Annotated in this window: 21 protein-coding genes and 2 tRNA genes; 20 read left to right on the top strand and 3 right to left on the bottom strand. The window is 69.5% G+C overall.

Annotated elements, in window-relative coordinates:
• The first annotated feature begins 58 nt into the window (after window positions 1-58).
• On the top strand, window positions 59-406 hold the full coding sequence (locus RBS60_RS19305; protein ID WP_307959166.1) for a DUF488 family protein: 348 nt from the start codon (window positions 59-61) through the stop codon (window positions 404-406).
• Window positions 407-447: 41 nt separating this feature from the next.
• Window positions 448-1,227, top strand: coding sequence for an SDR family oxidoreductase (locus RBS60_RS19300; RefSeq protein WP_307959165.1), 780 nt, complete (start codon window positions 448-450; stop codon window positions 1,225-1,227).
• Window positions 1,228-1,255: 28 nt separating this feature from the next.
• Here RBS60_RS19300 and RBS60_RS19295 read toward each other — a convergent pair whose 3' ends face one another.
• Window positions 1,256-1,762, bottom strand: a complete 507-nt coding sequence (locus RBS60_RS19295; protein WP_307959164.1) for a hypothetical protein — start codon at window positions 1,760-1,762, stop codon at window positions 1,256-1,258.
• Window positions 1,763-2,122: 360 nt separating this feature from the next.
• Here RBS60_RS19295 and ileS point away from each other — a divergent pair, with 360 nt between their 5' ends.
• The 4 genes from ileS to ndk are packed head-to-tail and all read left to right on the top strand — an operon-like array spanning window position 2,123 to window position 7,793.
• Window positions 2,123-5,509 (top strand): isoleucine--tRNA ligase, encoded by a 3,387-nt coding sequence (ileS, locus tag RBS60_RS19290; protein WP_307959163.1) that lies wholly within the window; start codon window positions 2,123-2,125, stop codon window positions 5,507-5,509.
• Complete coding sequence (locus RBS60_RS19285; RefSeq protein WP_307959162.1) at window positions 5,506-6,891, top strand: folylpolyglutamate synthase/dihydrofolate synthase family protein; 1,386 nt, start codon at window positions 5,506-5,508, stop codon at window positions 6,889-6,891. The genes ileS and RBS60_RS19285 overlap by 4 nt, the downstream gene beginning before the upstream one ends.
• On the top strand, window positions 6,891-7,334 hold the full coding sequence (locus RBS60_RS19280; protein WP_307959161.1) for a DUF4233 domain-containing protein: 444 nt from the start codon (window positions 6,891-6,893) through the stop codon (window positions 7,332-7,334). Before RBS60_RS19285 ends, RBS60_RS19280 begins: the two co-directional genes overlap by 1 nt.
• Before the next feature lie 39 nt (window positions 7,335-7,373).
• Window positions 7,374-7,793, top strand: coding sequence for a nucleoside-diphosphate kinase (ndk, locus tag RBS60_RS19275; protein ID WP_307959160.1), 420 nt, complete (start codon window positions 7,374-7,376; stop codon window positions 7,791-7,793).
• Between the two features lie 179 nt (window positions 7,794-7,972).
• Here the strand turns inward: ndk and RBS60_RS19270 are convergent, their stop codons facing one another.
• Window positions 7,973-8,665, bottom strand: coding sequence for a vitamin K epoxide reductase family protein (locus RBS60_RS19270; protein ID WP_307959159.1), 693 nt, complete (start codon window positions 8,663-8,665; stop codon window positions 7,973-7,975).
• 458 nt (window positions 8,666-9,123) lie between these two features.
• Here RBS60_RS19270 and RBS60_RS19265 point away from each other — a divergent pair, with 458 nt between their 5' ends.
• The 14 genes from RBS60_RS19265 (at window position 9,124) to RBS60_RS19200 (ending at window position 23,350) form a co-directional block, all read left to right on the top strand.
• Window positions 9,124-12,636, top strand: coding sequence for an Rne/Rng family ribonuclease (locus tag RBS60_RS19265; protein ID WP_307959158.1), 3,513 nt, complete (start codon window positions 9,124-9,126; stop codon window positions 12,634-12,636).
• Window positions 12,637-12,639: 3 nt separating this feature from the next.
• Window positions 12,640-14,220: a bifunctional hydroxymethylpyrimidine kinase/phosphomethylpyrimidine kinase gene (gene thiD, locus RBS60_RS19260; protein WP_307959157.1), complete on the top strand. Its 1,581-nt coding sequence runs from the start codon at window positions 12,640-12,642 to the stop codon at window positions 14,218-14,220.
• A gap of 273 nt (window positions 14,221-14,493) precedes the next feature.
• Entirely contained in the window at window positions 14,494-14,805 is a 312-nt protein-coding gene (rplU, locus tag RBS60_RS19255) for a 50S ribosomal protein L21 (RefSeq protein ID WP_307959186.1), read from the top strand.
• A gap of 49 nt (window positions 14,806-14,854) precedes the next feature.
• Window positions 14,855-15,112: a 50S ribosomal protein L27 gene (rpmA, locus tag RBS60_RS19250; protein WP_307959156.1), complete on the top strand. Its 258-nt coding sequence runs from the start codon at window positions 14,855-14,857 to the stop codon at window positions 15,110-15,112.
• A 146-nt stretch (window positions 15,113-15,258) separates the two neighbouring features.
• On the top strand, window positions 15,259-16,887 hold the full coding sequence (gene obgE / locus RBS60_RS19245; RefSeq protein WP_307959155.1) for a GTPase ObgE: 1,629 nt from the start codon (window positions 15,259-15,261) through the stop codon (window positions 16,885-16,887).
• A complete protein-coding gene (gene proB / locus RBS60_RS19240) occupies window positions 16,871-18,007 on the top strand; it encodes a glutamate 5-kinase (RefSeq protein ID WP_307959154.1) in 1,137 nt (378 codons plus the stop codon). The genes obgE and proB overlap by 17 nt, the downstream gene beginning before the upstream one ends.
• Before the next feature lie 109 nt (window positions 18,008-18,116).
• Entirely contained in the window at window positions 18,117-19,505 is a 1,389-nt protein-coding gene (locus RBS60_RS19235) for a glutamate-5-semialdehyde dehydrogenase (protein ID WP_374049317.1), read from the top strand.
• An 80-nt stretch (window positions 19,506-19,585) separates the two neighbouring features.
• Window positions 19,586-19,828, top strand: coding sequence for a hypothetical protein (locus RBS60_RS19230; RefSeq protein ID WP_307959153.1), 243 nt, complete (start codon window positions 19,586-19,588; stop codon window positions 19,826-19,828).
• An 11-nt stretch (window positions 19,829-19,839) separates the two neighbouring features.
• The gene (nadD, locus tag RBS60_RS19225) at window positions 19,840-20,538 is read left to right on the top strand and encodes a nicotinate-nucleotide adenylyltransferase (RefSeq protein ID WP_307959152.1); all 699 of its coding nucleotides are present in this window, start codon (window positions 19,840-19,842) and stop codon (window positions 20,536-20,538) included.
• A 7-nt stretch (window positions 20,539-20,545) separates the two neighbouring features.
• Window positions 20,546-21,931 carry a hypothetical protein gene (locus RBS60_RS19220; RefSeq protein WP_307959151.1) on the top strand — a complete coding sequence of 462 codons (1,386 nt, stop codon included), beginning with the start codon at window positions 20,546-20,548 and terminating at the stop codon, window positions 21,929-21,931.
• Window positions 21,932-21,969: 38 nt separating this feature from the next.
• Window positions 21,970-22,362: a ribosome silencing factor gene (rsfS, locus tag RBS60_RS19215; protein WP_307959150.1), complete on the top strand. Its 393-nt coding sequence runs from the start codon at window positions 21,970-21,972 to the stop codon at window positions 22,360-22,362.
• A 5-nt stretch (window positions 22,363-22,367) separates the two neighbouring features.
• A complete protein-coding gene (locus RBS60_RS19210) occupies window positions 22,368-23,060 on the top strand; it encodes a histidine phosphatase family protein (RefSeq protein ID WP_307959149.1) in 693 nt (230 codons plus the stop codon).
• Between the two features lie 140 nt (window positions 23,061-23,200).
• A tRNA-Ala gene (locus RBS60_RS19205) sits at window positions 23,201-23,273 on the top strand.
• A 1-nt stretch (window position 23,274) separates the two neighbouring features.
• Window positions 23,275-23,350: transfer RNA gene (locus tag RBS60_RS19200), tRNA-Ala, on the top strand.
• Window positions 23,351-23,372: 22 nt separating this feature from the next.
• Here RBS60_RS19200 and RBS60_RS19195 read toward each other — a convergent pair.
• A complete protein-coding gene (locus RBS60_RS19195) occupies window positions 23,373-24,581 on the bottom strand; it encodes an IS481 family transposase (protein WP_307959148.1) in 1,209 nt (402 codons plus the stop codon).
• Between the last annotated feature and the right edge of the window lie 80 nt (window positions 24,582-24,661).

Raw genomic sequence — 24,661 nt, 5'->3', positions numbered from 1 at the left:
GTTCCGGTACCGGTACCGGTCCATGGCCCGTGCGGGCGGAGCGGCCTAGCATGGCAGCATGGCCAGGATCACGATCCGCCGGGTGTACGAGCCTTCCCCGGAGGGCGTCTTCAGGATTCTCGTGGATAGGCTGTGGCCCCGCGGCCTGAGCAAGGAGGCCGCCGCCGTCGACCTCTGGCTCAAGGAGGTGGGCCCCTCGACCGGGTTGCGCAAATGGTTCGGCCACACTCCGGAGCGCTTCGAGGAGTTCGCCGCGAAGTACCGCGCTGAGCTGGAGGGCTCCGAGGCCTACGCAGAACTCGAGCGGGCAGTAGCAGACCACAGCACGGCGGAACTCGTCTACTCGGCGCACGACACCGAACACAACCAGGCGGTGGTCCTCGCCGGGCTGCTCGGCGATCTCTGATCTGCTGGCCGCACGTTCTCTGCCGCGGGTAGGTTGGGCCTATGACGACTGCGCACCACAGCACTGAAGACGAGAAGCGTTCCGCCGTTGTGACGGGCGCGAGCACCGGGATCGGCGAGGCGACCGTGCGGGCTCTCGCCGCGGGGGGCTGGCAGGTCTACGCGGTTGCGCGCCGCGCGGAGCGGCTCGAAGCGCTCGCGGCGCAGACCGGAGCGATCCCGGTTGCAGCGGATATCGCCGAGGACGACGACGTGGCGCGCCTGCTCGAGGCGGTCACGGCGGGCGGCGGCGCGGACACCCTCATCAACATCGCTGGTGGTGCCCGCGGCACGGACTGGATCGCGGAGGCCAAGACCGAGGACTGGGAGTGGATGCTCCGGGCCAACGTGATCGGCACGATGAAGATCACGCGCGCCTTCCTGCCGATGCTCCGGGCGACCGGCAGGGGAACGGTCCTGAACCTCACCTCGGTCGCTGGGCTCGTCTCCTACGAGGGCGGCGGCGGCTACAACGCCGCCAAGTTCGCCGAGCGCGGCATGACACGCGCCCTGCGCCTCGAGGAGGCCGAGCACAACGTCCGCGTCATCGAGGTTCTCCCCGGGCTCGTCAAGACGGAGGAGTTCACGCTCAGGCGGCTCGGCGGCGATGCCGACGCTGCCGAGAAGGTGTACGCGGGTGTCGAGGAGCCCCTGACCGCCGAGGACGTGGCCGACGTCGTGCGCTATGCAGTCACGGTCCCGCACCACATCAATCTCGATGAGATTGTGATCCGCCCCGTGGCCCAGGCCGCGGCCCATAAGCTCATCCGTCGGGGCGCGTAACTCGGCGAGGAGTTGAGGCGCTCAGGGCTCATGCCCCGAGGGCCGATCGGGCCAGCGCCGCATGCGGGGGCGGCCGACGACCGGGCGCGGGGTGGGTCGCGGGCAGGAGGAGGGCTGTGAGCCTCGACGGCATTCGCGGGAGGAAGGCCTCGACCTCGAAGCCATCGGCGCACAGTCCTGCCCGGAGCCAGCCGCCCGCGCGGTGCGCGAGGGACATCATCGTGGCGATTCCGCGACCGGGACGGACAATCTGGCCCATGGCCGTTTCGCCGGGCACGTTGACCATCCGGACGGTGAGCCCGTCAGGCTGCCACATGATCTCGAGCGCGACGGCATCGGACGTGTCGGCGTGCTGCGCGGCGTTGTCGATGGCGGTGGCAAGGATCGCTCGGGCGGCCACCCGGGATGACCGCGGGAGCCGGATGGGGCGGCCCGTGTGGGCCATCTCGAGGCGGAGCCCGGCGAGGACGGCCGCTTCTACCCAATCGGCCGCCGATGCCAGGGTCGGCAGCGGAGGGGTTGGAATGGTTCGCATCATGGACTCCTTTCGGGACGAGCTGATTCCATTGTGGTCGGCTTCGCCGAATTATTCCAGCGATTGGAAATATTTTCTTTCGACACACCCGAAAGGGAGTGCGTAGACTTGACACCAAAGCTTCGACCCGGCAATCACCGGTGAGCTTCCGGAAGAACAGCTCCTTCCCCGGATGGCGGGGAGCCCCGGCACGGGGAGAGCCCAGTAGAACCGGACGGTCAGGCCCGTCACCGCCGTCAACGAGAGGTCTGGCCTTGGTGCGCCCAGGGCCGGCAAGTGAGGTGGTACCGCGGTGCCGCCCGGCAGATCCGGGTGAACGCCGTCCTCGCATCCAGCAGCATGAAGCGAGCCAGGATCCGAGTGAGCGTGTACCCCAAGGCCACTGCAGAACCCGCACGAGACGCGACGGCCCCCGACCAGCCGGGCACCGCGGCGTCGACCGCCGTGCGCTTTCCCGAGCTCGAGGAGCGCATCCTCAAGTACTGGGACGAGGACGGGACCTTCCAGGCGTCGATCGACAACCGCGACGCAGGGCGCGACGGCGCCAATGAGTTCGTCTTCTACGACGGCCCCCCTTTCGCCAACGGGCTCCCGCACTACGGACACCTCCTCACGGGCTACGCGAAGGACCTCGTGGCGCGCTACCAGACGCAGCGCGGCAGGCGCGTCGAGAGGCGCTTCGGCTGGGACACGCACGGCCTGCCCGCCGAGCTCGAGGCGATGAAGCAGCTGGGGATGACCCAGAAGTCCGACATCGGCGCGATGGGCATCGACAAGTTCAACGAAGCCTGCCGGGCTTCGGTTCTGAAGTACACCCATGAGTGGGAGGCGTACGTCAAGCGCCAGGCCCGTTGGGTCGACTTCGAGAACGACTACAAGACGCTCAATGTCGAGTACATGGAGTCCGTCATGTGGGCGTTCAAGACCCTCCACGAGAAGGGCCTCACGTACAGCGGCTACCGCGTGCTGCCGTACTGCTGGAACGACGAGACGCCGCTGTCCAACCACGAGCTGCGCATGGATGACGACGTCTACAAGGACCGCCAGGACCAGACGGTGACCGTGACGTTCCCGTTGGTCGCCGGGGAGTCCGAGGTGTCCCGGGAGCTCGCGGGCGTCCTCGCGCTCGCGTGGACCACCACGCCGTGGACGCTGCCCACGAACTTGGCGCTCGCCGTCGGGCCAGAGGTGCGCTACGCCGTCGTGCCCCTGGGACCCGCGCAGGGGAAGGCGCAGGGCGTGTCTGCCTTTGCGCCGGGGACGCGCTTCCTCCTGGCGGAGGATCTCCTCGGCTCCTACGCGAGGGATCTCGGGTACGACGACGCGGCCGCCGCATCCGAAGCTGTCGAGCGCACCTACCTCGGCACAGAACTCGACGGGGTCCGGTACGAGCCGCTCTGGGACTACTTCGCGAACGCCGAGGTGCACGGCACCCAGAACGCGTGGCAGATCCTCGTCGCCGACTACGTCACGACGACCGACGGCACCGGAATCGTGCACCAGGCGCCCGCCTACGGCGAGGACGACCAGAAGGTCTGTGAGGCCGCGGGCATCCCCGTGGTCCTGTCCGTGGACGACGGCGCGCGCTTCCTGCCGCTCTTTGCCTCCGACGCGACGTCTCCGCTCGCGGAGATCGTGGGCCAGCAGGTCTTCGACGCCAACAAGCCCATCACCAGGGTGCTGCGCGAGCAGGGCCGCCTGCTGAAGCAGGCCAGCTATGTGCACAGCTACCCGCATTGCTGGCGCTGCCGGAAGCCGCTCATCTATCGGGCGGTGGCCTCCTGGTACGTGCAGGTCACCCAGTTCAAGGACCGCATGGTCGAGCTGAACGAGCAGATCAACTGGATCCCCGGCAACGTCAAGCATGGCCAGTTCGGCAAATGGCTCGAGAACGCGCGCGACTGGTCGATCTCCCGCAACCGCTATTGGGGCTCGCCGATCCCCGTCTGGGTCTCGGACAACCCCGAATACCCGCGCACCGATGTCTACGGCTCCCTCGCCGAGCTGGAGGCCGACTTCGGCAGGCTCCCGCTCAACCACGAGGGCCAGCCGGACCTGCACCGCCCGTTCATCGACGAGCTCACGCGCTCCAACCCGGACGACCCCACGGGCCAGTCCACGATGCGGCGCGTCGCGGACGTCCTGGACGTGTGGTTCGACTCCGGCTCGATGCCCTACGCGCAGGTCCACTACCCGATGGAGAACCAGCACTGGTTCGAGACCCACAACCCGGCGGACTTCATCGTCGAGTACATCGGCCAGACTCGCGGCTGGTTCTACCTTCTGCACGTCCTCGCGACCGCGCTCTTCGACCGCCCGGCGTTCCGCAACGTCATCAGCCACGGGATCGTCCTCGGTTCGGACGGACAGAAGATGTCCAAGAGCCTGCGCAACTACCCGGACGTCTCCGAGGTCCTTGACCGCGACGGTTCCGACGCGATGCGCTGGTTCCTCATGGCCAGCCCCATCCTGCGCGGCGGCAACCTCATCGTCACCGAGCAGGGAATCCGGGACGGCGTCCGCCAGGTCATCCTGCCGTTGTGGAACGTGTACAGCTTCTTCACGATGTACGCGAACGCCGCGCACAGCACAGCGCACAGCACAGCGCTCGACGGCGGTGCTGCTCCGGGGGGCTACGATGCGGCGCTGCGCCATGACGGCTACACCGACCCGCTCGACCGTTACCTCATGGCCGAGACCGGGCGGCTCGTGGGAGCCATGCAGGAGCACCTCGACGGCTACGACATCTCGACGGCGTGCGACGCGCTGCGCGAGTACCTCGACATGCTCACCAACTGGTACGTCCGCCGCTCCCGTCAGCGGTTCTTCGACGAGGACCGTGACGCGTTCGATGCCCTCTACACGACGCTCGAGGCCGTCTGCCGCCTGGCGGCGCCGCTCCTGCCGCTCGTGGCCGAGGAGATCTGGCGCGGGCTCACGGGCGGGCGTTCGGTCCACCTGACCGATTGGCCGGTTGCGTCGGTCTTCGCCGACGATCCGGCGCTCGTGGCCCAGATGGACCGCACGCAGGCCGTGTGCTCGGCGGGTTCGTCCCTGCGCAAGGCCGCGAAGCTCCGGGTGCGGCTCCCGCTCCGGACGCTCACCGTCGTCGTGCCGAGCGCAGACGCGCTCAAGGGCTCGGAGACGGTGATCGCCGATGAACTCAACCTCAAGTCCGTCCGGCTGCTCGACGCCGCCGAGGCAAGCGAGGAGGAGTTCGGGATCGAGCGCAGGCTCGTGGTCAACGCCCGCGCGGCCGGCCCGCGGCTGGGCAAGGGCGTGCAGCAGGCGATCAAGGGATCCAAGTCGGGGGACTGGTCCGTGGCCGACGACGGCACGGTCACCTCCGGCGGCCTCGCCCTCGAGCCGAACGAGTACACGCTCGAGACGGTGGTGGATCCGGAGAAGGCCGGCGAGCACGCGGCTGTCGCGATGCTGCCGGGCGGCGGGTTCGTGGTCCTCGACACCGAGGTGACCCCCGAGCTCGAGGCCGAGGGTCTGGCCCGCGACCTCGTCCGCACGGTGCAGCAGGCCCGCAAGGACGCCGACCTTGACGTGAGCGACCGAATCCGGGCGAGCATCACGGCCAGGAGGCACGTCATCGCCGCGGCCGAGGCCCACATTGACCTCGTGAAGGGGGAGACCCTGGCGCTCGAACTGGAGCTGCTCGTGGCGGACGTCGACGCCACGGCGCTTGTCGAGCGTGTGCAGGCCGCGAATCTCGCGGTCGGAAGGGAGGCCAAGTGACCGAGAACACTGCCAGTACCCCCTCGGAGCCGACCACGGTCGAGGAGGTCTACGGGATCCTCCTGGGCCGCGCGCCGGAGAACAGGATGGAGCCCAGGCTCGCGCCGCTGTTCCGCGCGATGGACGTGCTCGGCGAGCCGAACAAGGCGTTCCCGATCATCCACATCACCGGCACGAACGGCAAGACGTCCACAGCCCGCATGATCGAGGCCGGGCTGCGCGCCCACGGCCTCCGCACCGGCAGGTACACGAGCCCGCATCTGTCCCGCGTGACGGAGCGGATCAGCATCGATGGTGCACCGGTGTCCGATGAGGCGTTCGTGCGGATCTGGAACGAGATCACGCCGTATCTGGACATCGTCGACGCCGAACTCGTCGCCGCCGGCGAGCCGCGCCTGACGTATTTCGAGTGCGTCACGATCCTCGGTTTCGCGGTCTTCGCCGACCAACCCGTCGACGTCGCTGTGATCGAGGTGGGCCTCGGCGGCATCACCGACGCCACCAACGTGGGCGACGGCGCGGTCTCCGTGGTCACGCCGATCTCGCTCGACCACACGGACCTGCTCGGCGACACGGTCGAGGACATCGCGCGGGAGAAGGCCGGCATCATCAAGCCCGGGGGTTTCCTCGTGAGCGCGGCCCAGCCGGCCGGCGCGGCCCAGATCCTTTTGGACAAGGCCCGCGAGGTCGGCGTTCCGTACCGGTTCGAGGGCGTCGAGTTCGGCGTCGAATCGCGGGCGCTCGCCGTCGGCGGCCAGATCGTGACCGTGCGCGGGCTCGCCGGCCGCTACGAGGACCTCGCGGTGCCGCTCCATGGGGCGCATCAGGCCGAGAACGCCGCGGTCGCCGTCGCTGCGCTCGAGGCCTTCTTCGGTGGGGGAGAGAAGGAGCTCAGCATCGATCTGCTCCGCGAGGGATTCGAGCAGGTGTCCTCGCCCGGCCGCCTGGAGGTGATCCGGACGTCCCCGACGATCATCGTCGACGCCGCCCACAACCCGGACGGCATCCGCGTGAGCGCCCGTGCGCTGACGGAGGCCTTCGACTTCTCGGGCCTCGTCGTCGTCCTGGGTGTGCTGCGCGAGAAGGACGCCGAGGAGATCCTGCGGACGCTCCAGGAGGAGTTCTCCGACCTCCCGGTCGAGTACTGCTTCACCCAGTCGGCATCGCCTCGCGCGATCCCGGCGGACGAGCTGGCCGAGCTCGCGCTCGACCTCGGCTACGACGAGGAGAGCATCCGCGTCGCCGAGAAGCTCGACGACGCGATCGAGTACGCCGTCGAGCGCGCAGACGCGACGGGCGACTTCGGCGGGGGCGTCCTCATCACCGGGTCGATCACGGTGGTCGGCGAGGCCCGGACGCTGCTTGGGAAGGATGCTGCGTGATGGCCGGTCTCACGAGGGCCCAGCGCGAATGGCGGCCGGGGATGCCCAGGAAGCGCCGGTCAGTCCGGGTGATGTTCGCCTCGGTGCTGCTCCTGATGGAAGCGTTCGTGGTGTTCTTCGCGACCCTCGTCCTGTTCGGGCTGCGGGGGAGGGAGCTGGGCGCCGGGGCGATCCTCGGCGGCGGGCTCGGGCTCATGGTCGTGTTCATCCTCGCGTGCGCCGTGGTCTCACGGCCGTGGGGCCTCTGGGTGGGATGGGTCCTCCAGCTGGCCCTCCTCGCGCTTGGGTTCTTTGAGCCGATGATGTTCCTCGTCGGGGCGGTGCTGCTCGTCACCTGGTTCTTCACGATCCGCACGGGCGCTCGGCTCGACCGTGAGAACGCCCAGCGCGACCTAGAGCAGGCCGAGTGGGAGCGGGAGCACCCCGGGGGGCGTGATCAGTAGACTGGGCAGGAAACCAGCCGACTTCACCCAGGAGTACCTGTGACTACCGAACGCACCCTTGTTCTCGTCAAGCCGGACGGCGTCTCGCGCGGCCTGACCGGAGCCATCCTCGCCCGCGTCGAGGCGAAGGGGTACCGGCTCGCCGCCCTCGAGCAGCTCACCCCGGGCCGCGAGCTCCTCGCCGAGCACTACGCCGAGCACGAGGGCAAGCCCTTCTACGAGCCCCTCCTCGAGTTCATGGCGAGCGGTCCGGTGGTCGCGGCGATCTTCGAGGGGGAGCGCGTCATCGAAGCTTTCCGCTCGCTCGCCGGCGCCACGGATCCGACCGTCGCGGCTCCCGGGACCATCCGCGGGGACTTCGGCCGTGACTGGGGGCTCAAGGTCCAGCAGAATCTCGTCCACGGCTCGGACTCGCCGGAGTCGGCCGAGCGCGAGATCGCCATCTGGTTCTCCGCCTGACCCCTGCCTCCCCGCCAGCCGCCCTGGTGTTCCGGGTACGGCTCTCGCGCCGGTTCGGCATTGCGAGTACGACGACGGCCGGTGCCTTCCGCGTGGAAGGCGCCGGCCGTCGTCGTCCGCGTACCTGAAAGGGTTCAAGGCGCGCAGGACGTGTATCCGAGATGGATACCGGCGAAGTGCTACATGGTGGAGGGGATGAACATGTGGAGGAAGCGGAAGAAGATCGTGGCGATGACGGCCACGTAGCCGACGGCCACGATCACCCAGCCCCAGTCGGCGATGCCACGGGCCACACCGGCCGGCGCGGGGATGATGCCGTGGACGATGTTGCGGATTGTGGTCCAGACGAACATCGGGATCATCATCGACCACACGACCATGCACAGCGGGCACAGGATCCCGATTGAGTAGAGGGCCTGGCTCCACAGCCACACGACGAATACGAAGCCGAGCGTGACGCCGATCTGCAGGCCGATCCAGAACCACCGTGCGAACGCCGCCCCCGAGAGGATGGCCATGGCCACCGTGGTCGTGACCGCGAAGGCCACGATGCCGATGAACATGTTCGGGAATCCGAAGAGGGAACTCTGCCACGTGCTCATGACCTCGCCGCACGAGACCCACGGATTCACGTCGCAGATCGTCGTGTGAGCCGGATTGATGAGCTTCTCGAGCTTCTCGAGGACCAGATCGCCCGAGGCGAGCCAGCCGACCACGCTCGTGATCAGGAGGAGCCAGGCGAACGGCTTGGCACGCGTCATGACGTGGACGGCGGAATCCTGCGGGTCAGCGCCACTGCGGTCTGCTGTAGACGGAACGCTGCTGCGTTCGGTGGCCGGGTTGGCCCGGCTGGCGCTGGTCTGGGGGGTCATGGAGGTCCTTCCTGGCCGGATGACTTCGATTCTAGGCGGGCCGTCTGGGCGGCGGCTGGGTCGTGGGACCCGAACCCCGCTCGTGCCGTCCGCGCCGAGACATCCCGCGCCCTGTGAAGTCTCGTGTCCTTGGGGTGGGCCGCGGCATGATGTGAGAGGCCGTGTGAGACAATGCCATTGGCCGGACACTGTCCCACATGCAGTGCCCGGTCAGGTGCACAGCGAGAAGACCGCCGGCCCAGACCCCGTCCGGATCCACCGATCCTGACCGGGTGACTCGGGCCAGAGCGGCACCTGCCCGGCCTTGACCGGTGGCGGGTTGAACGCGGCACCGGCCTGCACGGCGTGGCCGTGCTGGCACAGAACCGACTTTCGTCGGCGCCCGCGGGTGCCGACTCGTGGCGTCGCCGCGGCCGCCGTATGTGGGGGCGGACGGGGCGGCTTTGGAGTACTCACAGATGGATATCGAACAGCAGCCCGGCGGCTCGACCCCGGATGCAGCACCGGCGGACCAGCAGGACAAGCCCCGCCGTACTTCCCGCCGCCGGAGCGCCTCGGCGCCTACCGGCGCCCCCGCCGCGACGGCGGACGCCACTGCGGCACCCGTTGACGCGGCACCGGTCGACGTGGCCCCCGCGGCAGGTCCCGGTGAGGACGCGGTCGCTGGCGAGGCCCCGGCCTCTCCGGCCAAGCGGGCCACCCGGAGCCGCCGCAAGGCCGCTGCCCCGACCGAGGAGGCCGAAGACACCACGCCGGAGACGGACACCGCGGACAGTTCAATCGCCGCGGCACCCGTTGCGGACGTTCCCGCGGCCGAGGACTCTGCCGAGCCGGAGGCCGCACCCGGGGAGAAGCCGGCGCATGCGCGGTCGCGGCGCCGCACGTCAGCCCGCGCAGCGGCCGTCAAGGCGGAGACGAGCCTCCCGGAGCGGCAGGAACCAGAGCCTGAAGAAACGAAGCCGGCCGCCGAGCCCGTTCGCGACGAGCCAGCCGCGGCACGGCGTGCGAAAAGTTCGGTCCGCGCCCGCCGGAGGGCATCGACGAGCGCTGCGTCAGCCGCTGCCGAGCCCGCACCCACTGCGCAGGCCGAGCCGCAGCCGCAGACGGGGAAGGCCGTCGCCGAGCAGAAGCCCGCTCGAGCAGGGCGCACGCGCACCGCCCGCGGCGCGGCTTCCGCGGCAGCCGCCACCTTCGATCAGCGGGGCGCAGACCGCGAAACCGCGCCAGTGACCCCGACAGCGGGGACCACCACGGCAGGGGCCACCACAGCAGAGGCCACCACAGCAGAGGCCACGATCGCAGAGGGAACCGCAGTTGCCGCGGCCTCGGCAAGCGGCGCCGAGCCGGCGGACGAGTCCGAGAAGCCCCAGAGCGCACGCGGGGTGCTGTTCAGCGAGCAGCTTTCCCCGACCTCGATGATCTTCCAGGCGCCGGACCTCAGCACCATCGTCCGGCCCACTCCTGCCGTCGAGCCCGTCGACGAGGAAGAGCAGGACGAGAACGACGACGACACCGATGTCGCGAGCCGCCGCCGCCGCCGTAGCCGGGGGCGCCGGAGCCGGACCGCTCGCGGCGCCGAGGGTGCCGAGGGCTCCGAGGAGCAGGGCGAAGAGGACGGCGAGGCGCACGAGGAGGAGTCCGAGGAGGTCACCTCGCGCCGTCGTCGGCGCCGTCGTCGCGGAGACGTGGACCTCGAGCTCGAAGGCGGTCTCGATGACGATCCGCCCGGAACGGTCACACGTGTCCGGGCGCCGCGGACGCCGTCGGAGTCCACGAGCACGCGTGTCCAGAGTGTCAAGGGCTCGACCCGCCTCGAGGCGAAGAAGCAGCGCCGCCGTGAGTCCCGCGAATCCGGCCGCCGTCGTCACGTGATCACCGAGGCCGAGTTCCTGGCCCGGCGCGAGTCCGTGGACCGGCAGATGGTGGTCCGCCAGAACGAGGACCGCATCCAGATCGCGGTCCTCGAGGACGGTCTGCTCGCGGAGCACTTCGTATCCAAGACCCAGCAGGACTCGCTCATCGGCAACGTCTATCTGGGCCGGGTGCAGAACGTGCTCCCATCCATGGAAGCGGCCTTCGTCGACATCGGGCGCGGCCGCAACGCCGTGCTGTACGCGGGAGAGGTCAACTGGGACGCGGCAGGGCTCGACGGCGCCCCGCGCCGTATCGAGAACGCGCTCAAGTCCGGAGACTCCGTCCTCGTGCAGGTCACGAAGGATCCGGTCGGCCACAAGGGTGCACGCCTCACGAGCCAGATCTCCCTGCCGGGGCGCTACCTCGTGTACGTACCCGGCGGCTCCATGACCGGCATCTCGCGCAAGCTGCCCGACGTCGAGCGCACGCGCCTGAAGAAGATCCTCAAGGACCGACTCCCCGAGGATGCCGGCGTCATCGTCCGGACCGCCGCCGAGGGGGCAAGCGAGGAAGAGCTCACGCACGACATCAACCGTCTGCGCTCCCAGTGGGAGTCGATCCAGGGCCAGGCCACCTCAACCAAGGTCCTCGCCCCCGAGCTCCTCTACGGCGAGCCGGACCTGACCATCAAGGTGGTCCGCGACGTCTTCAATGAGGACTTCTCGAAGCTCATCGTGAGCGGCGACGAGGCCTGGGACACGATCGAGGCCTACGTGACCTACGTGGCCCCGGACCTGCTGGGCCGGCTCGAGAAGTACCAGGGTGACGAGGACATCTTCGCCCAGTGGCGCGTCGACGAGCAGATCCACAAGGCGCTCGACCGCAAGGTGTTCCTTCCCTCGGGCGGCTCCCTCGTGATCGACCGGACCGAGGCCATGACCGTGGTCGACGTCAACACGGGAAAGTTCACAGGCTCAGGGGGCAACCTCGAGGAGACGGTGACGAAGAACAACCTCGAGGCCGCTGAGGAGATCGTCCGCCAGCTGCGGCTGCGCGACATCGGCGGCATCATCGTGATCGACTTCATCGACATGGTGCTCGAATCCAACCGCGATCTCGTCCTGCGCCGTCTCGTCGAGTGCCTCGGCCGCGACCGGACCAAGCACCAGGTCGCCGAGGTCACCTCGCTCGGCCTCGTGCAGATGACCCGCAAGCGGATGGGAACAGGGCTCCTCGAGGTCTTCAGCGAGACCTGCGAGGTCTGCGCGGGCCGCGGCGTCATCACCTACGACGAGCCGGTCGAGCGCGGGAATGGCCGTCCCTCGGCCCCGGCCGTGGAGCACCAGGCGCCCCGCGTCACCGAGGTCAACGGTGCCGCTGCTGGCCGCAAGCGCCGCCGTCGGGGGGGCGGCCAGCCGGCCGATGTCCCCGCGACTCCAGCCGCAGCGCCCGAACCCCCTGTGGACGACGCCGAGCGGCAGGCCCGCGCCCAGGCCACCCGGGCTGCCCTTGCGGCGGTTGCGGCCGCGGCGCACGCGGCGCACGCCCACGATGCCGACATGCATGCTGAGGCCCACACCGAGGCGACGGAGCATGCCGGGGCACCTTCAGCACCGGTACAGGCACCGGTGCCGGCTGCTGGGACGGAGGCGCCCCAGAAGTCGCCGACCGCCGCGGTCGCGGCCTCTGCACCGGCGGCGCAGGCCGAGGCCACCCACGCAGCGGACGTTGTCCGCGTGCCGGCGGGAGACGCGGAGCACCTCTCTGTCCTCACCATCGGCGGCGAGCGGATCGAACTCCCGCACGGAGACGTCGTCCACGAGCCGCCAGCGCCGGAGCCGGTCCTGAGCCTCGACGCCCTGAGCCAGGCCTTCGACCAGATCACCGGCGAGCGCCACACGACATCCGAGGGGGAGGCGCGCCCGGGCCGCCGCCGCTCCCGCGGTGCGCGCAGCGGCCAGGGTTCCGCCGAGGTGACCCGCGTGGAAGCGTCCGAGGGCGCCGTCGGCGGCCAGACCCGCTCCGCGTCACCGGCACCGCGCACCGAACCGCAGACGCCGCCGGAGGATGGCGGTCCGCTCATCCTCGGGGTCGGCGTACCGGCGTCGGAGCTGTAGGGAGTGCCTGGTACAGCCCGGGTTCCCCGGGTTCTGAGCATTGCCGGCTCCGATCCTTCGGGCGGAGCCGGCATCCAGGCCGACCTCAAGAGCATCGCCGCGATGGGCGGATACGGGATGTGTGCCATCACGGCACTCACCGCGCAGAACACTCGCGGTGTCACGGCAGTCCACACGCCGCCGCCTGAGTTCCTCGCCGCCCAGCTCGAGGCCGTCGGCAGCGACATCGCGGTGGACGCCGTCAAGATCGGCATGCTCGCCGATGCGGAGGTGATCCGCACCGTGGCGGCATGGCTCGACGCGACACGGCCGGACGTCGTCGTGCTCGATCCCGTGATGGTCGCCACGAGCGGTGACCGGCTGCTCGCCCCCGACGCCGAGGAAGCCCTTCGCGGCCTGCTGACGCGGGCGCACCTCATCACGCCGAACCTGCCCGAGCTGGCCGCGCTCCTCGGGGAGCCGACAGCGTCCACGTGGGCCGTGGCCCTTGACCAGGGCACGCGGCTGTCCGAGCGCACGGGCGCGACGGTGCTCGTGAAGGGCGGCCACCTCGCAGGATCGAGCTGTCCGGATGCGCTCGTCGACGCGAACCATCCCGAGGGTCCTCTGATCGCCGAGCTCGGCGGCGAGCGGATCGATACCCCCAATACGCACGGGACGGGCTGCTCGCTCTCCTCCGCGCTCGCGACAGTACAGGCGCGCACTGGTGACTGGCAGCGTTCGCTGGCCGTGGCCAAGGCCTGGCTGCGCGGCGCCCTCGAGGCTTCGGGTGAGCTCGAGGTCGGGCACGGGCACGGTCCCGTGCACCACTTCCACCATGCTCAGGCCTCCGTGCCCCTCGCCGAGGGGGAGTTCACGGATTCCCTGTGGGAGGACACGGCGAAGGTGCGGGCGGAGATCGATGCCCTGCCTTTCATTGCGGAGCTGGACGGAGGCACGCTGCCCGAGGCCCACTTCGCGTACTACCTAACTCAGGACGCGCTCTACCTCAATGGCTATTCACGGGTCCTGGCCCGTGCGAGCGCCCTCGCGCCGAGCGAGGAGGAGCAGGCCTTCTGGGCCGAGGGTGCCCGGGTATGCCTCGCGGTCGAGGCGGAGCTGCACCGCACCTGGCTGTCCCGTCACCCGGTTCAGGCGCACGACGCCGCCGGGCAGCGGCTTCCGGATGTCTCACCTTCCGGTGCCTCTCGTGGTGGCGCCCCACGATCGGGTGCGGACGGCGCGGGGCGTCCGGGCCCCGTGACGAAGGCCTACGTGGACCATCTTCTGGCCGCCTCCGCCTCGGGGAGCTATGCCGTGCTCGCCGCTGCTGCGCTGCCCTGCTACTGGATCTACGCCGAAGTCGGTTCGGCGCTGCACGCGCGGCATGCCGGCCGCTCGGAGTCGGGGAAGCATCCGTACGCCGAGTGGATTGGCACGTACGCGGACGAGGCGTTCGCCGCGTCGACCCGCCGTGCCATCGCGTATACGGATGCGGCCGGCCGGCGGGCGTCAGCACCCGAGCGCGAGGCGATGCGGGAGGCCTTCATGGCCTCGTCCGTCTATGAGCGGGAGTTCTTCGACGCGCCGCGCCGGTATGCGTGAGCACAGGTGCCCCGCGGGTGGGCTAGACTGTACAGGCGTGCTTGCCGGTCGATGATGGCCGGTGGCCGGCTCATTTGCGGCCGGGCAGAGGACTAGCGTATCCTTGATCCTCGGTGCTTGCGCCGTCACTTGGGGTTCACTCCCAGGGATTCCCCTTGCGGACTCACGGCAGAAAGCACAGTTTGGACGCCTGACGCGCCGTGCAGTGCACGGACGCCGGGCGTCGCGCGCAAAGAGCTTTTAGAAATATCGTCGAGAGAAGTGAGTTCCCCAGTGGTGTACGCGATTGTCCGCGCCGGCGGCCGTCAGGAGAAGGTTTCCGTCGGAGACTACGTCACCCTCAACCGCGTGGCCGGTGAGGCTGGCAGCACTATCGAGCTGCCCGCCCTCCTGCTGGTCGACGGTGAGAAGGTTACCTCTGCCGCTGCTGAGCTGGCTCAGGTGACGGTCACGGCCGAGGTCCTCGAAGACCTCCGTGGCCCGAAGATCGTCATTCAGAAGTACAAGAACAAGACCGGTTACAAGAAGCGCCAGGGCCACCGCCAGGAGCTGACCAAGGTCAAGATCACCGGCATCAACGCCTGAACCTCTCCGGTTCGCCCAGACTCTAGATTTCCTCAGGGAGGCACAGCTCATGGCACATAAGAAGGGCGCAAGCTCCACTCGCAACGGCCGCGACTCGAACGCTCAGTTCCTTGGCGTCAAGCGCTTCGGCGGCCAGACTGTCAACGCTGGCGAGATCATCGTCCGCCAGCGCGGCACGCATTTCCACCCGGGCAACGGCGTCGGCCGCGGCAAGGACGACACTCTGTTCGCCCTGACGCCCGGTGCGGTCCAGTTCGGTACCCGTCGCGGCCGCCGCGTCGTGGACATCGTCGCTGCGCAGGCATAACGCTGCAGTGACCCGCGCCCATCAGGGCGCGCCCAGCATGAGGGTGGAGTGGGCCAGTGGTCCGCTCCACCTTTTGCTGTCCCCACCGGATTCCCGAGGGGCCAGCACTAGAATCGGGTCAGACCCGAAGACCTTAGGAGTTACAAGTGGCCAGCTTCGTCGACCGTGTGGTCCTCCACGTCTCGGGCGGGAACGGTGGCCACGGCTGCGTCTCGGTCAAGCGGGAGAAATTCAAGCCGCTGGGCGGTCCTGACGGCGGGAACGGTGGGAACGGGGGCGACGTCGTCCTGCGTGTCTCCCACCAGACCACCACGCTGCTCGACTACCACCACTCGCCGCACCGCAACGCCGACAACGGCGGTCCCGGGATGGGCGACTGGCGCGCCGGGCACAGCGGCGAGACGCTCGTGCTGCCGGTACCGGACGGCACCGTCGTCAAGTCCCGCGACGGCGAGGTCCTCGCCGATCTCGTCGGCGAAGGCACCGAGTTCATCGCCGCAGCGGGCGGTCAGGGCGGTCTCGGCAACGCTGCGCTCTCGTCCGCCAAGCGGAAGGCGCCGGGCTTCGCACTCCTGGGCATTCCGGGCGAACAGGGCGACATTGTCCTCGAGCTCAAGTCGATCGCGGACATCGCCCTCGTCGGCTTCCCCTCCGCCGGCAAATCGAGCCTCATCGCCGCGATGTCTGCTGCGCGGCCCAAGATCGCCGACTACCCGTTCACGACGCTCGTGCCGAACCTCGGGGTGGTCCAGGCCGGCGACGTGCGCTTCACCATCGCGGACGTGCCCGGCCTCATCGAAGGTGCCAGCGAGGGCCGCGGCCTCGGCCACGACTTCCTGCGGCACGTCGAGCGGTGCGCGGCGATCGTGCACGTTCTCGACTGCGGGACGCTTGAGGCTGACCGGAACCCCCTCGATGACCTCGATGTGATCGAACGCGAGCTCGAGAAGTACGCGGTCGACATGAGCTACGCGGGCGTCGACGGCGAAGCCACGCCGCTCAACGAGCGGCCCAAGCTCGTAGCCCTGAACAAGACCGACCTCCCGGACGGCCAGGAGATGGCCCAGATGGTCCGCCCGGAGCTGGAGCGGCGGGGCTACCGCGTGTTCGAGGTCTCGGCGACCAGCCACGCGGGGCTCAGGGCGCTTGGCTTTGCGATGGCGGAGATCGTCCAGGCGGCGCGGGACTTGCTCGAGACCGCCCCGCCCAAGGTGACGCCGACGATCCTGCGCCCTCGAGCCGTCAACAAGACGGAGTTCACGATCCGTCGCGAGGAACGCAACCTCGAGCCACTGTTCCGCGTGCTCGGCGACAAGCCCGAGAAGTGGGTCATCCAGACTGACTTCACCAATGAGGAGGCCATCGGCTATCTCGCCGACCGGCTCAACCGTCTCGGCGTCGAGAACGAGCTCTTCAAGGTCGGGGCAAAGCCGGGAGACACCGTCGTGATCGGCGAGGAGGACGGCGTGGTGTTCGACTGGGAGCCGACCATGATGACGGGCGCCGAGCTGCTCACGGGCCCCCGCGGAACGGACTTGAGGCTCGCTGACTGGGAGCGTCCGACGCGTGCTGAGAAGCGCGAGGACTATGAGGACCGCAAGGCTGCCAAGGCGGCCGCCCGCGATGAGCTGGAAGCCGAGCGGCGCGCCGGGATCTGGACCGAGTCGTCCCGCCGTCGTGCCGCTGGCGCGGATGCGGCCCACGAGTCGACCCGCGCGGCAGTGGCGAGCGAGGAGGCGGCCGAGGGGGATTGGGCCGATGACGACAACCTCTGAGGTGCAGGTCGCCGGACGTGAGTGGCTGCCTGCTGCGCGTCGCATCGTGGTCAAGGTTGGCTCGTCGTCCCTCACGACTATCCGGGGCGGCATCTCCGAGAAGGCCCTCGCAGCGCTCGTCGACACGCTCGCGGAGCGGGCCAACATGGGCACCGAGATCGTGCTCGTCTCCTCGGGCGCGATCGCTGCGGGGCTGGCGCCGCTGGGCCTCGCCCGCAGGCCCAAAGACCTCGCGACCCAGCAGGCCGCTGCGAGCGTCGGCCAGGGGCTCCTCATGGCCCGGTACACGCAGGCGTTCGGAGCGCACGGCGTCACGGTGAGCCAGGTCCTCCTCACCGCGGATGACCTGGTGCGCCGCACCCAGTACAAGAACGCGCACCGCGCTCTGGAGAAGCTCCTCCACCTCGGGGTGGTCCCCGTGGTCAACGAGAACGACACCGTCGCGACCCACGAGATCCGCTTCGGAGACAACGACCGCCTCGCCGCCCTCGTCGCGCACCTCGTCCACGCGGACGCGCTCGTGCTGCTCTCGGACGTCGACTCCGTGTACACGGGGCCGCCGTCAGAGGGCGGGACCCGGATCGGGCATGTGCGTGGTCCGGGGGACCTCGACGGCGTCCGGATCGGCAGCGCGGGCAAGGCAGGCGTGGGCACGGGCGGCATGGCGACCAAGGTTGAGGCCGCCACGATCGCTGCGAGCTCGGGGATACCTGCCCTCGTGACCTCTACCTCGGCGGCCTCGCGGGCGCTGGCGGGGGAGGATGTCGGGACCTGGTTCAGCGTCAGCGGCCGGCGCAAGCCGGTTCGGCTCCTGTGGCTCGAGCATCTCGCCGCGGTCCGGGGGACGCTGACGCTCGACGACGGCGCGGTGCGGGCCGTCGCGGACCGTCACCGCTCGCTGCTGCCCGCCGGCGTGACGGCCGTGTCCGGGGACTTCGAAGCCGGCGACCCCGTGGAGATCGCGGACCAGTCGGGGCACGTGCTCGCGCGCGGGCTCGTGAACTTTTCCGCGGACGAGCTGCCGGCGATGCTCGGACGCTCCACGAGAGACCTCGGGCGCGAGATGGGGCCGGAGTACGAGCGCGTCGTCGTCCACGTGGACGACCTCGTGCTCCTCTGAGACGTTTTTCACGCTGCAGCACTGCCGCTTTGTGGCCCGGCGCTCGGCGCTGCTCGCCCCTGTGACACGGGCGGGGCCCGGCGCGGGCGCGTCTCGGTAGACTTGATGCATGACTGACACTGCGCGTGAGGCCGCGCCCGATACCCTTCCCGCCGAGCAGACTGCTGCCGCTGCCGCGGCAATGGAGAGCCCGGCATCGGAGAGCCCGGCACTGGGAAGCGCGGCCGCGGACACCGCAGTGGACGTCGAGGCTGCGGTCAACGCGATGGGAGATCGTGCCCGCGCAGCATCCCGAGTCCTCGCCCGTGCGAACCGGGCGTGGAAGGACCGCGCCCTCCGCGCGATCGGTGCCGCCCTCAAGGCGAACGAGGCGCAGGTTCTCGCGGCGAATGCCAAGGATCTGGAAGCCGGTCGTGCCAATGGCACGTCCACGGCCCTCCTCGACAGGCTCGCCCTTACCCCGGCACGCATCGACGGGCTCGTCGATGCCCTCGAGACGCTCGCCGGCCTCCCCGATCCCGTAGGAAATGTGGTGCGCGGCCAGACCCTCCCCAACGGCCTGCGCGTCCGTCAGGTGAACGTTCCGATGGGCGTGGTTGCCGCGATCTACGAGGCCCGGCCCAACGTCACAGTGGACATCGCCGGCCTCGCGCTCAAGAGCGGCAACGCTGTGATCCTGCGCGGCGGCAGCGCCGCCGCCCACACGAACGCCGCACTTCTGGACATCCTGCGGGACACGCTCGATTCCGTCGGGCTGCCCGCGGACGCAGTCCAGAGCGTCGATGCCTATGGCCGCGAGGGCGCCAACGCGTTGATGAAGGCACGCGGGCGAGTCGATGTGCTCATTCCGCGGGGTGGGCGTGAGCTCATCCAGAACGTCGTGATCAACTCGACGGTCCCCGTCATCGAGACCGGCGAGGGCAACGTGCATATCTTCATCGACGCGAGCGCGGACGAGGACATGGCCGTTGAGATCCTCGTCAACGCCAAGACTCAGCGACCGAGCGTATGCAACACGGTCGAGACGGTCCTCGTGCACCGTGATTCGACAGTCCTGCCAGCCGTGGCGCGCGCTCTTGCCGCGCGGGGGGTCCGGCTCCATGTGGACGGCCGCACCATGGCTGCCCTTCCGGACGGTGTCAGCGCCGAGCCGGCCACCGAGTACGACTGGGCCACCGAGTACATGGACCTCGAGATCGCCGTCGCGACGGTTGACAGCCTCGACGACGCACTCGCCCACATCCGCCGTTGGACCACCGGACATACCGAGGCGATCATCACCAATGACCTCGCCAATGCCGAGCGGTTCATTGCGGAGATCGATTCCGCTGCCGTCATGGTGAACGCCTCGACACGATTCACGGACGGGGGGGAGCTGGGACTCGGGGCCGAGGTCGGTATCTCGACCCAGAAGCTGCACGCGCGCGGGCCGATGGGCCTTTCCGAGCTCACGACCACCAAGTGGATCGTGCAGGGCGAGGGACAGGTCCGCGGCTGATCCGCCGGGGTAGGATGAAACCTAGCCCAAGGAGCTGCACCCGCAGCTGAATACCTGAGTTACGACCTGAAGGGGAGACCATGCTGGCATCGCTGATCAGCGCAGCTGTCACTGTGAGCGGCGAAGCCGCAGGCCAGGAGGCGCCCGCGCCGCTTATCGCGCCGCCCTTCGTGATCGGAGGCGCCATGTTTGTCATCTTCGTGATCCTCCTGTTCGTCACGGCCTCCTACACGAACCTCGGCCGCCGCCACGAGGCCGTCGACGAGCATGCTGACCCGCACCGTCAGCACCCGAACAAGCACGACCGCGGTCAGGGCCACTGAGCCCTTTCGCCTTGGCCCCGGGAGAGCAGCCCGAGAGCGGACGGCGCGTCCGCCTCGGCGTCATGGGCGGAACCTTCGATCCGATCCATCACGGGCACCTTGTCGCAGCGAGTGAGGTCGCAGCGAGGTTCGACCTCGATGAGGTCGTCTTTGTGCCGACCGGGGAACCGTGGCAGAAGTCGGGGCGCAGGGTCAGCCCTCCGGAGCACCGCTACCTCATGACGGTGATTGCGACGGCGTCGAACCCGCGCTTCACTGTCAGCCGGGTGGACATCGACCGTCCAGGGCCGACCTATACGATCGACACTCTGCGCGACTTGCGGCGTCTGCGGCCCGAGGCTGATCTCTACTTCATCACGGGTGCGGACGCCATGGAGCAGATCGTCTCGTGGAAGGACGTCGACGAACTCTGGGAGCTGGCCCACTTTGTGGGTGTGACGCGCCCCGGGCATGAGCTCCACGATCTGGGACGCAAGGACGTGAGCCTCCTCGAGGTCCCGGCCATGGCGATTTCCTCGACGGACTGCCGTACCCGCGTGGCGGTGTCCGACCCGGTCTGGTATCTCGTGCCGGATGGAGTGGTGCAGTACATCGCCAAGTACGGCCTCTACCTCACTGAAGAACACGACGGAACTCGCCCGAGCAAGGACGGCAGACGGGGCCAGGACAACCACGGAGAGGCAGGGAGCGCAGCAGCTGCTGCGCGGTGAGCCAAGCATGAGCAACGAGGACAAGCCGATGACGAGCCGGCGCGAGCGTCGCCTCGCACAGGCCTCGCTCGACGCTGCCGAGGGAACGCGGCTGACGCCAGCCCAGGCGGAGGCCGAGGCCCGCGGTCGGGCTGAAGCGGAGGCTGCCGCCGCGCGGGAGCGCGCTGAAGCGGAGGCTGCCGCGGTGCGGGAGCGCGCTGAAGCGGAGGCTGCCGCGGCGCGGGAGCGCGCCGCGGCGCAAGCGCGAGCCGATGCGGAGGCCGCCGCGCGGGAGCGTGCCACGGCCAGGAGAGCCGCCCAGAGCGCGGCTGAGGCTGCAGCACGAGCCGAGGCGTCGCCGTCGTCCGCCGATCGCTCCGGAGGCGAGAGCCTGCGGGCCCGCCGCTCGCACGAGGCCGACCCCGGCCAGCCCCAGGCCGAGCGGAGCTCGCAGGCCAGAGCCCGCGACCGCGCTGCCCAACGGGTGCGGCGTGAACTCGCCGAGAAGGAGCAGGCCGCCCAGCAGTCGTTCCCGACCCGACGGTCCATCCGTGAGCGGGAGACGGGCAAGCTCCCCACGGTCGGCACGCCCTTGCCGGCGACGCAGCCGGAGCCCGAAGGCGGTCAATCGCTGCCCGCTCAGGCTCTGCCGGTGATCCCGGCCCCCCACGGGCACGCCAGCCACAGCGCGGGCAGCGCGGGGCGTGCTCCGGTACCGGGCGTGGACCCGGCGCCTCCCACGGCGATGCAGGGGATCGTGCCGCAGGGGCTCACCGTGACCCCGGCGCTCGGCCCTGAGACCGGTTCGTTCCGCAGACTGAGCCACGACCAGATCACGGCAGCTCGGGAGCTCCTCAAAGAGCAGGCCAAGAACCAGACCGCCATGCTCGAGGCGCAGCGAGGCGGGAGCGGCACGGACGTCGATCCGGCGGTGCTCGCGGAGCAGGTGGCCATGGCAGAGCGTGCCGCGATTCTCAACCGCCGTGCGCAGGCCAAGCAGCGCCTTGCCGAGGAATCACGCAGGGACGCCGTGGCCCCGCCGCGCAAGGCCCCGGCTCCCGCCGCGACGGACAATCTGGCGATGGTGACCCCACTCGAGTTCGTGCGCCTCCCGGGAGTGCCGCACCCGGTGATGAAGCCGCCCTCCACAACTCACGTGCCCGTGATCACGGGCAGGACGGCGCGGCAGCGCCCGCCGCAGCCCGTCTCCGCACCGACGTCGTCCCGGAGGACTGAGCCGCCCGAGGGCGCACCCGTGTCGGCGCGCAGCGCCCACGGGCTCGACCCCCTGAACTCCGCGGAGGCAGGAGCGGGTCGCGCCGAACGCGAGCGGCTGATCCTCCTCGGGGTCGCCGCTGTGGGCCTCCTCGCCCTCATCGTGGCCATCATCATGATCGTGCTCGGCAGCAAATAGCCTCCGCAGCAAAATGTCAGCAACCCCGTAGGAGAAGAGTGAGCGCAACAGAACAGGCCATCGAGCTGGCTCGGACGGCAGCCAAGGCTGCTGCCGACAAGCTGGCGGAGAATATTGTGGCCGTGGACGTGAGCGAGCGTCTGGCCATCACCGATATCTTCGTCATCGCGTCCGCGGAGTCGGAGCGCCAGGTGAACGCCGTCGTCGACAACGTCGAGGACGAGCTCATGGTCCAGCTCGACCGGCGCCCCGTGCGCCGCGAGGGCAGGTCCGAGGGCCGCTGGGTCCTGTTGGACTTCGGTGATGTGGTGGTGCACGTCATGCATGACGAGGACCGTGCCTTCTACGCGCTCGAGCGCCTGTGGAAGGACTGCCCGGTGATCGACCTCGGGCTCGACGGCGCCGGAGCATCCGCCTCCGCCGCGGGCTGAGGCCAGTGACGACTGACTCCGCAGGCGCGGGATACTCGCGGGTAACGGGCAGGCGCATTGTCTTCTGGCGCCACGGACGCACCGACTGGAACGCCGCCGGACGCTTCCAGGGCCAGATCGACGTCCCGCTCAACGAGGAGGGGCGGCAGCAGGCCGCCGAAGCCGCCCTGCGGCTCGCTTCACTCTCGCCGGACGCGATCGTGTGTTCGGATCTCGCCCGTGCACGCACGACGGCGGACGCGCTCGCCTCCGTCACAGGCCTGCCCGCGAAAGTTGATGCTGGCCTCCGCGAGACCAACGCGGGGAACTGGCAGGGCCACACGTTCGACGCGATCCGCACCATGGACCCCGACGCCCTCCACCTCTGGGAGGACGGCGACGTGCACACCGCGGCGGGCGGTGCCGAGACACGGCTCGACGTGGCCTCACGGGTCCACCAAGCCGTGGACCGTGCCCTCGGTGACGTGGCCGCGGACGGCACGCTCGTCGTCGTGAGCCACGGCGGCGCGATTCGCGTGGGGCTTGCGCACCTGCTCGGCCTGCCCCACGACCTCTGGGGTGCGCTCTCCGGGCTGTCCAACTGCTCGTGGTCGATCCTCGAGGAGCGCAGGCCCCACAACGACGGCTCTCTGCGGTGGCGCCTCGGCGAGCACAACGCGGGCACGCTGCCCGTGCCCGTGACCCTCGAGGAGGGGTGACGCACGACGCTGCCCGGTCGCCCGGCGTGCGGCTCGGCGGATTTGTGCGGACGGCGCGCGACGATCTAAGATAGTCGAGTTGCTCCGAACGGGGTGGGCTGGCCGAAAGGCCCTTGTTCACGCTGATGGAGTGGACTTTCGGGGCTGTGGCGCAGCTGGTAGCGCACCTGCATGGCATGCAGGGGGTCAGGGGTTCGAGTCCCCTCAGCTCCACGGGGGTATGGCGCAGTTGGTAGCGCGTCTGCATGGCATGCAGAAGGTCAGGGGTTCGAATCCCCTTACCTCCACCATTGTGATGTAGCGGGACATCCTTTACGGATGTGGCGGGACATCGTTGACACCCCCGGTCTTCAGACCGGGGGTGTTCTGTTTTTTGGGCTGGTAGCCGCGGGTGGGATTGATGGTGAACTCGGCGAGGATCTCGCCGGTGCCGTGCTCGATGGCGGTGGCCTCGGCGTCGTGGACGAGCAGGATGATGCGTTTGTGCCTGTGGGCGCGGCCGATGCCGAGGTGACGGAGGCGTCCCGCGTGGCGGAGGGTGACCTTGCCGTCGGCGTCGACGCGGTCGGTCCGGACGCGGAAGTGTGCCCCCTGGGCGGCGGCCGCGGGGCCGGCCTTGGGGGTCTGGGCGTAGGCCTCGGCGGGTGTGTGCCTGCCGAGCGCGCGGTGGGGGCGTTCGTGGTTGTAGACGTGGCGGAATCTGGTGAGCTGGTCGTTCAGGTCCTCGATGGTCTGGGCCGGAGGCTGGCTGTGGAGCCATTTCTTCAGGGTCTGGTGGAAGCGCTCGATCTTGCCCTGGGTCTGGGGGTGGCCGGGGGATCCGTTCTTCTGGACGATCCCGAGCCCTGCGATGAGGCTCTCGAAGGCGTTGCGGCCTCCTTTCCCGCCGGCCAGGCGGGTGGTGTAGACCATGCCGTTGTCGGTCAGGGTGCTGGCGGGCAGGCCGTGTTCCTGTGCGGTGTCCAGGAAGGCGTCCACGACGATGGCGCCGGTCGTCCTGGGGTGGGCGGTGAGGTGGAGCAGGCAGCGGGAGTGGTCGTCGAGGAAGTCGATGATCTCGGTGTCGGTGCCGTCGGCCAGGTGCCAGTGGGTGAAGTCGGACTGCCAGGTCTCGTTGGGCTGGGCCGCGGCGAAGCGTCGCAGGGAGGACTTGGGACGCTTGTGGGGTTCGGGGGCGACCGCGCCGGCGGCCCGGAGGATGCGGTGGATGGTGGTGCTCGCGGGCACCGGGAGGCCCTCGCGTCCGAGATGGGCAGCGATGGTCTCGGCCCCGGAGTCCAGGCCCTTGGCCTGCAGGTCGGCGCGTAGGACCAGGATCCTCTCCTGAACGTTGGCCGGCGTCTGCTGCGGGCTGGTGCGGGGCCGCCGGGAGCGGGCCTCGAGGCCGGCCTCTCCTTCGGCTGCGTGGCGGGCGATGAGTTGGTGGACCCATTGGCGGCTGATGCCGTACCGGCGGGCTGCTTCGGCCTTGGACATCCCACCCTCAAGGACTGCGACGACGATGACCTTGTTCTTCGACATGGCAGAAGCCCAATGGGCGAGGTGTCAACGATGTCCCGCGACATGCCGGAAGGCGTCAACGATGTCCCGCCACAGCAGTC

The sequence above is a fragment of the Sinomonas sp. ASV486 genome, assembly GCF_030908215.1.
Classification (GTDB): Bacteria; Actinomycetota; Actinomycetes; order Actinomycetales; family Micrococcaceae; genus Sinomonas; species Sinomonas puerhi.
The sequence above is the reverse complement of the archived record's forward strand: the minus strand, read 5'-3'. Positions and strand labels throughout refer to the sequence as shown.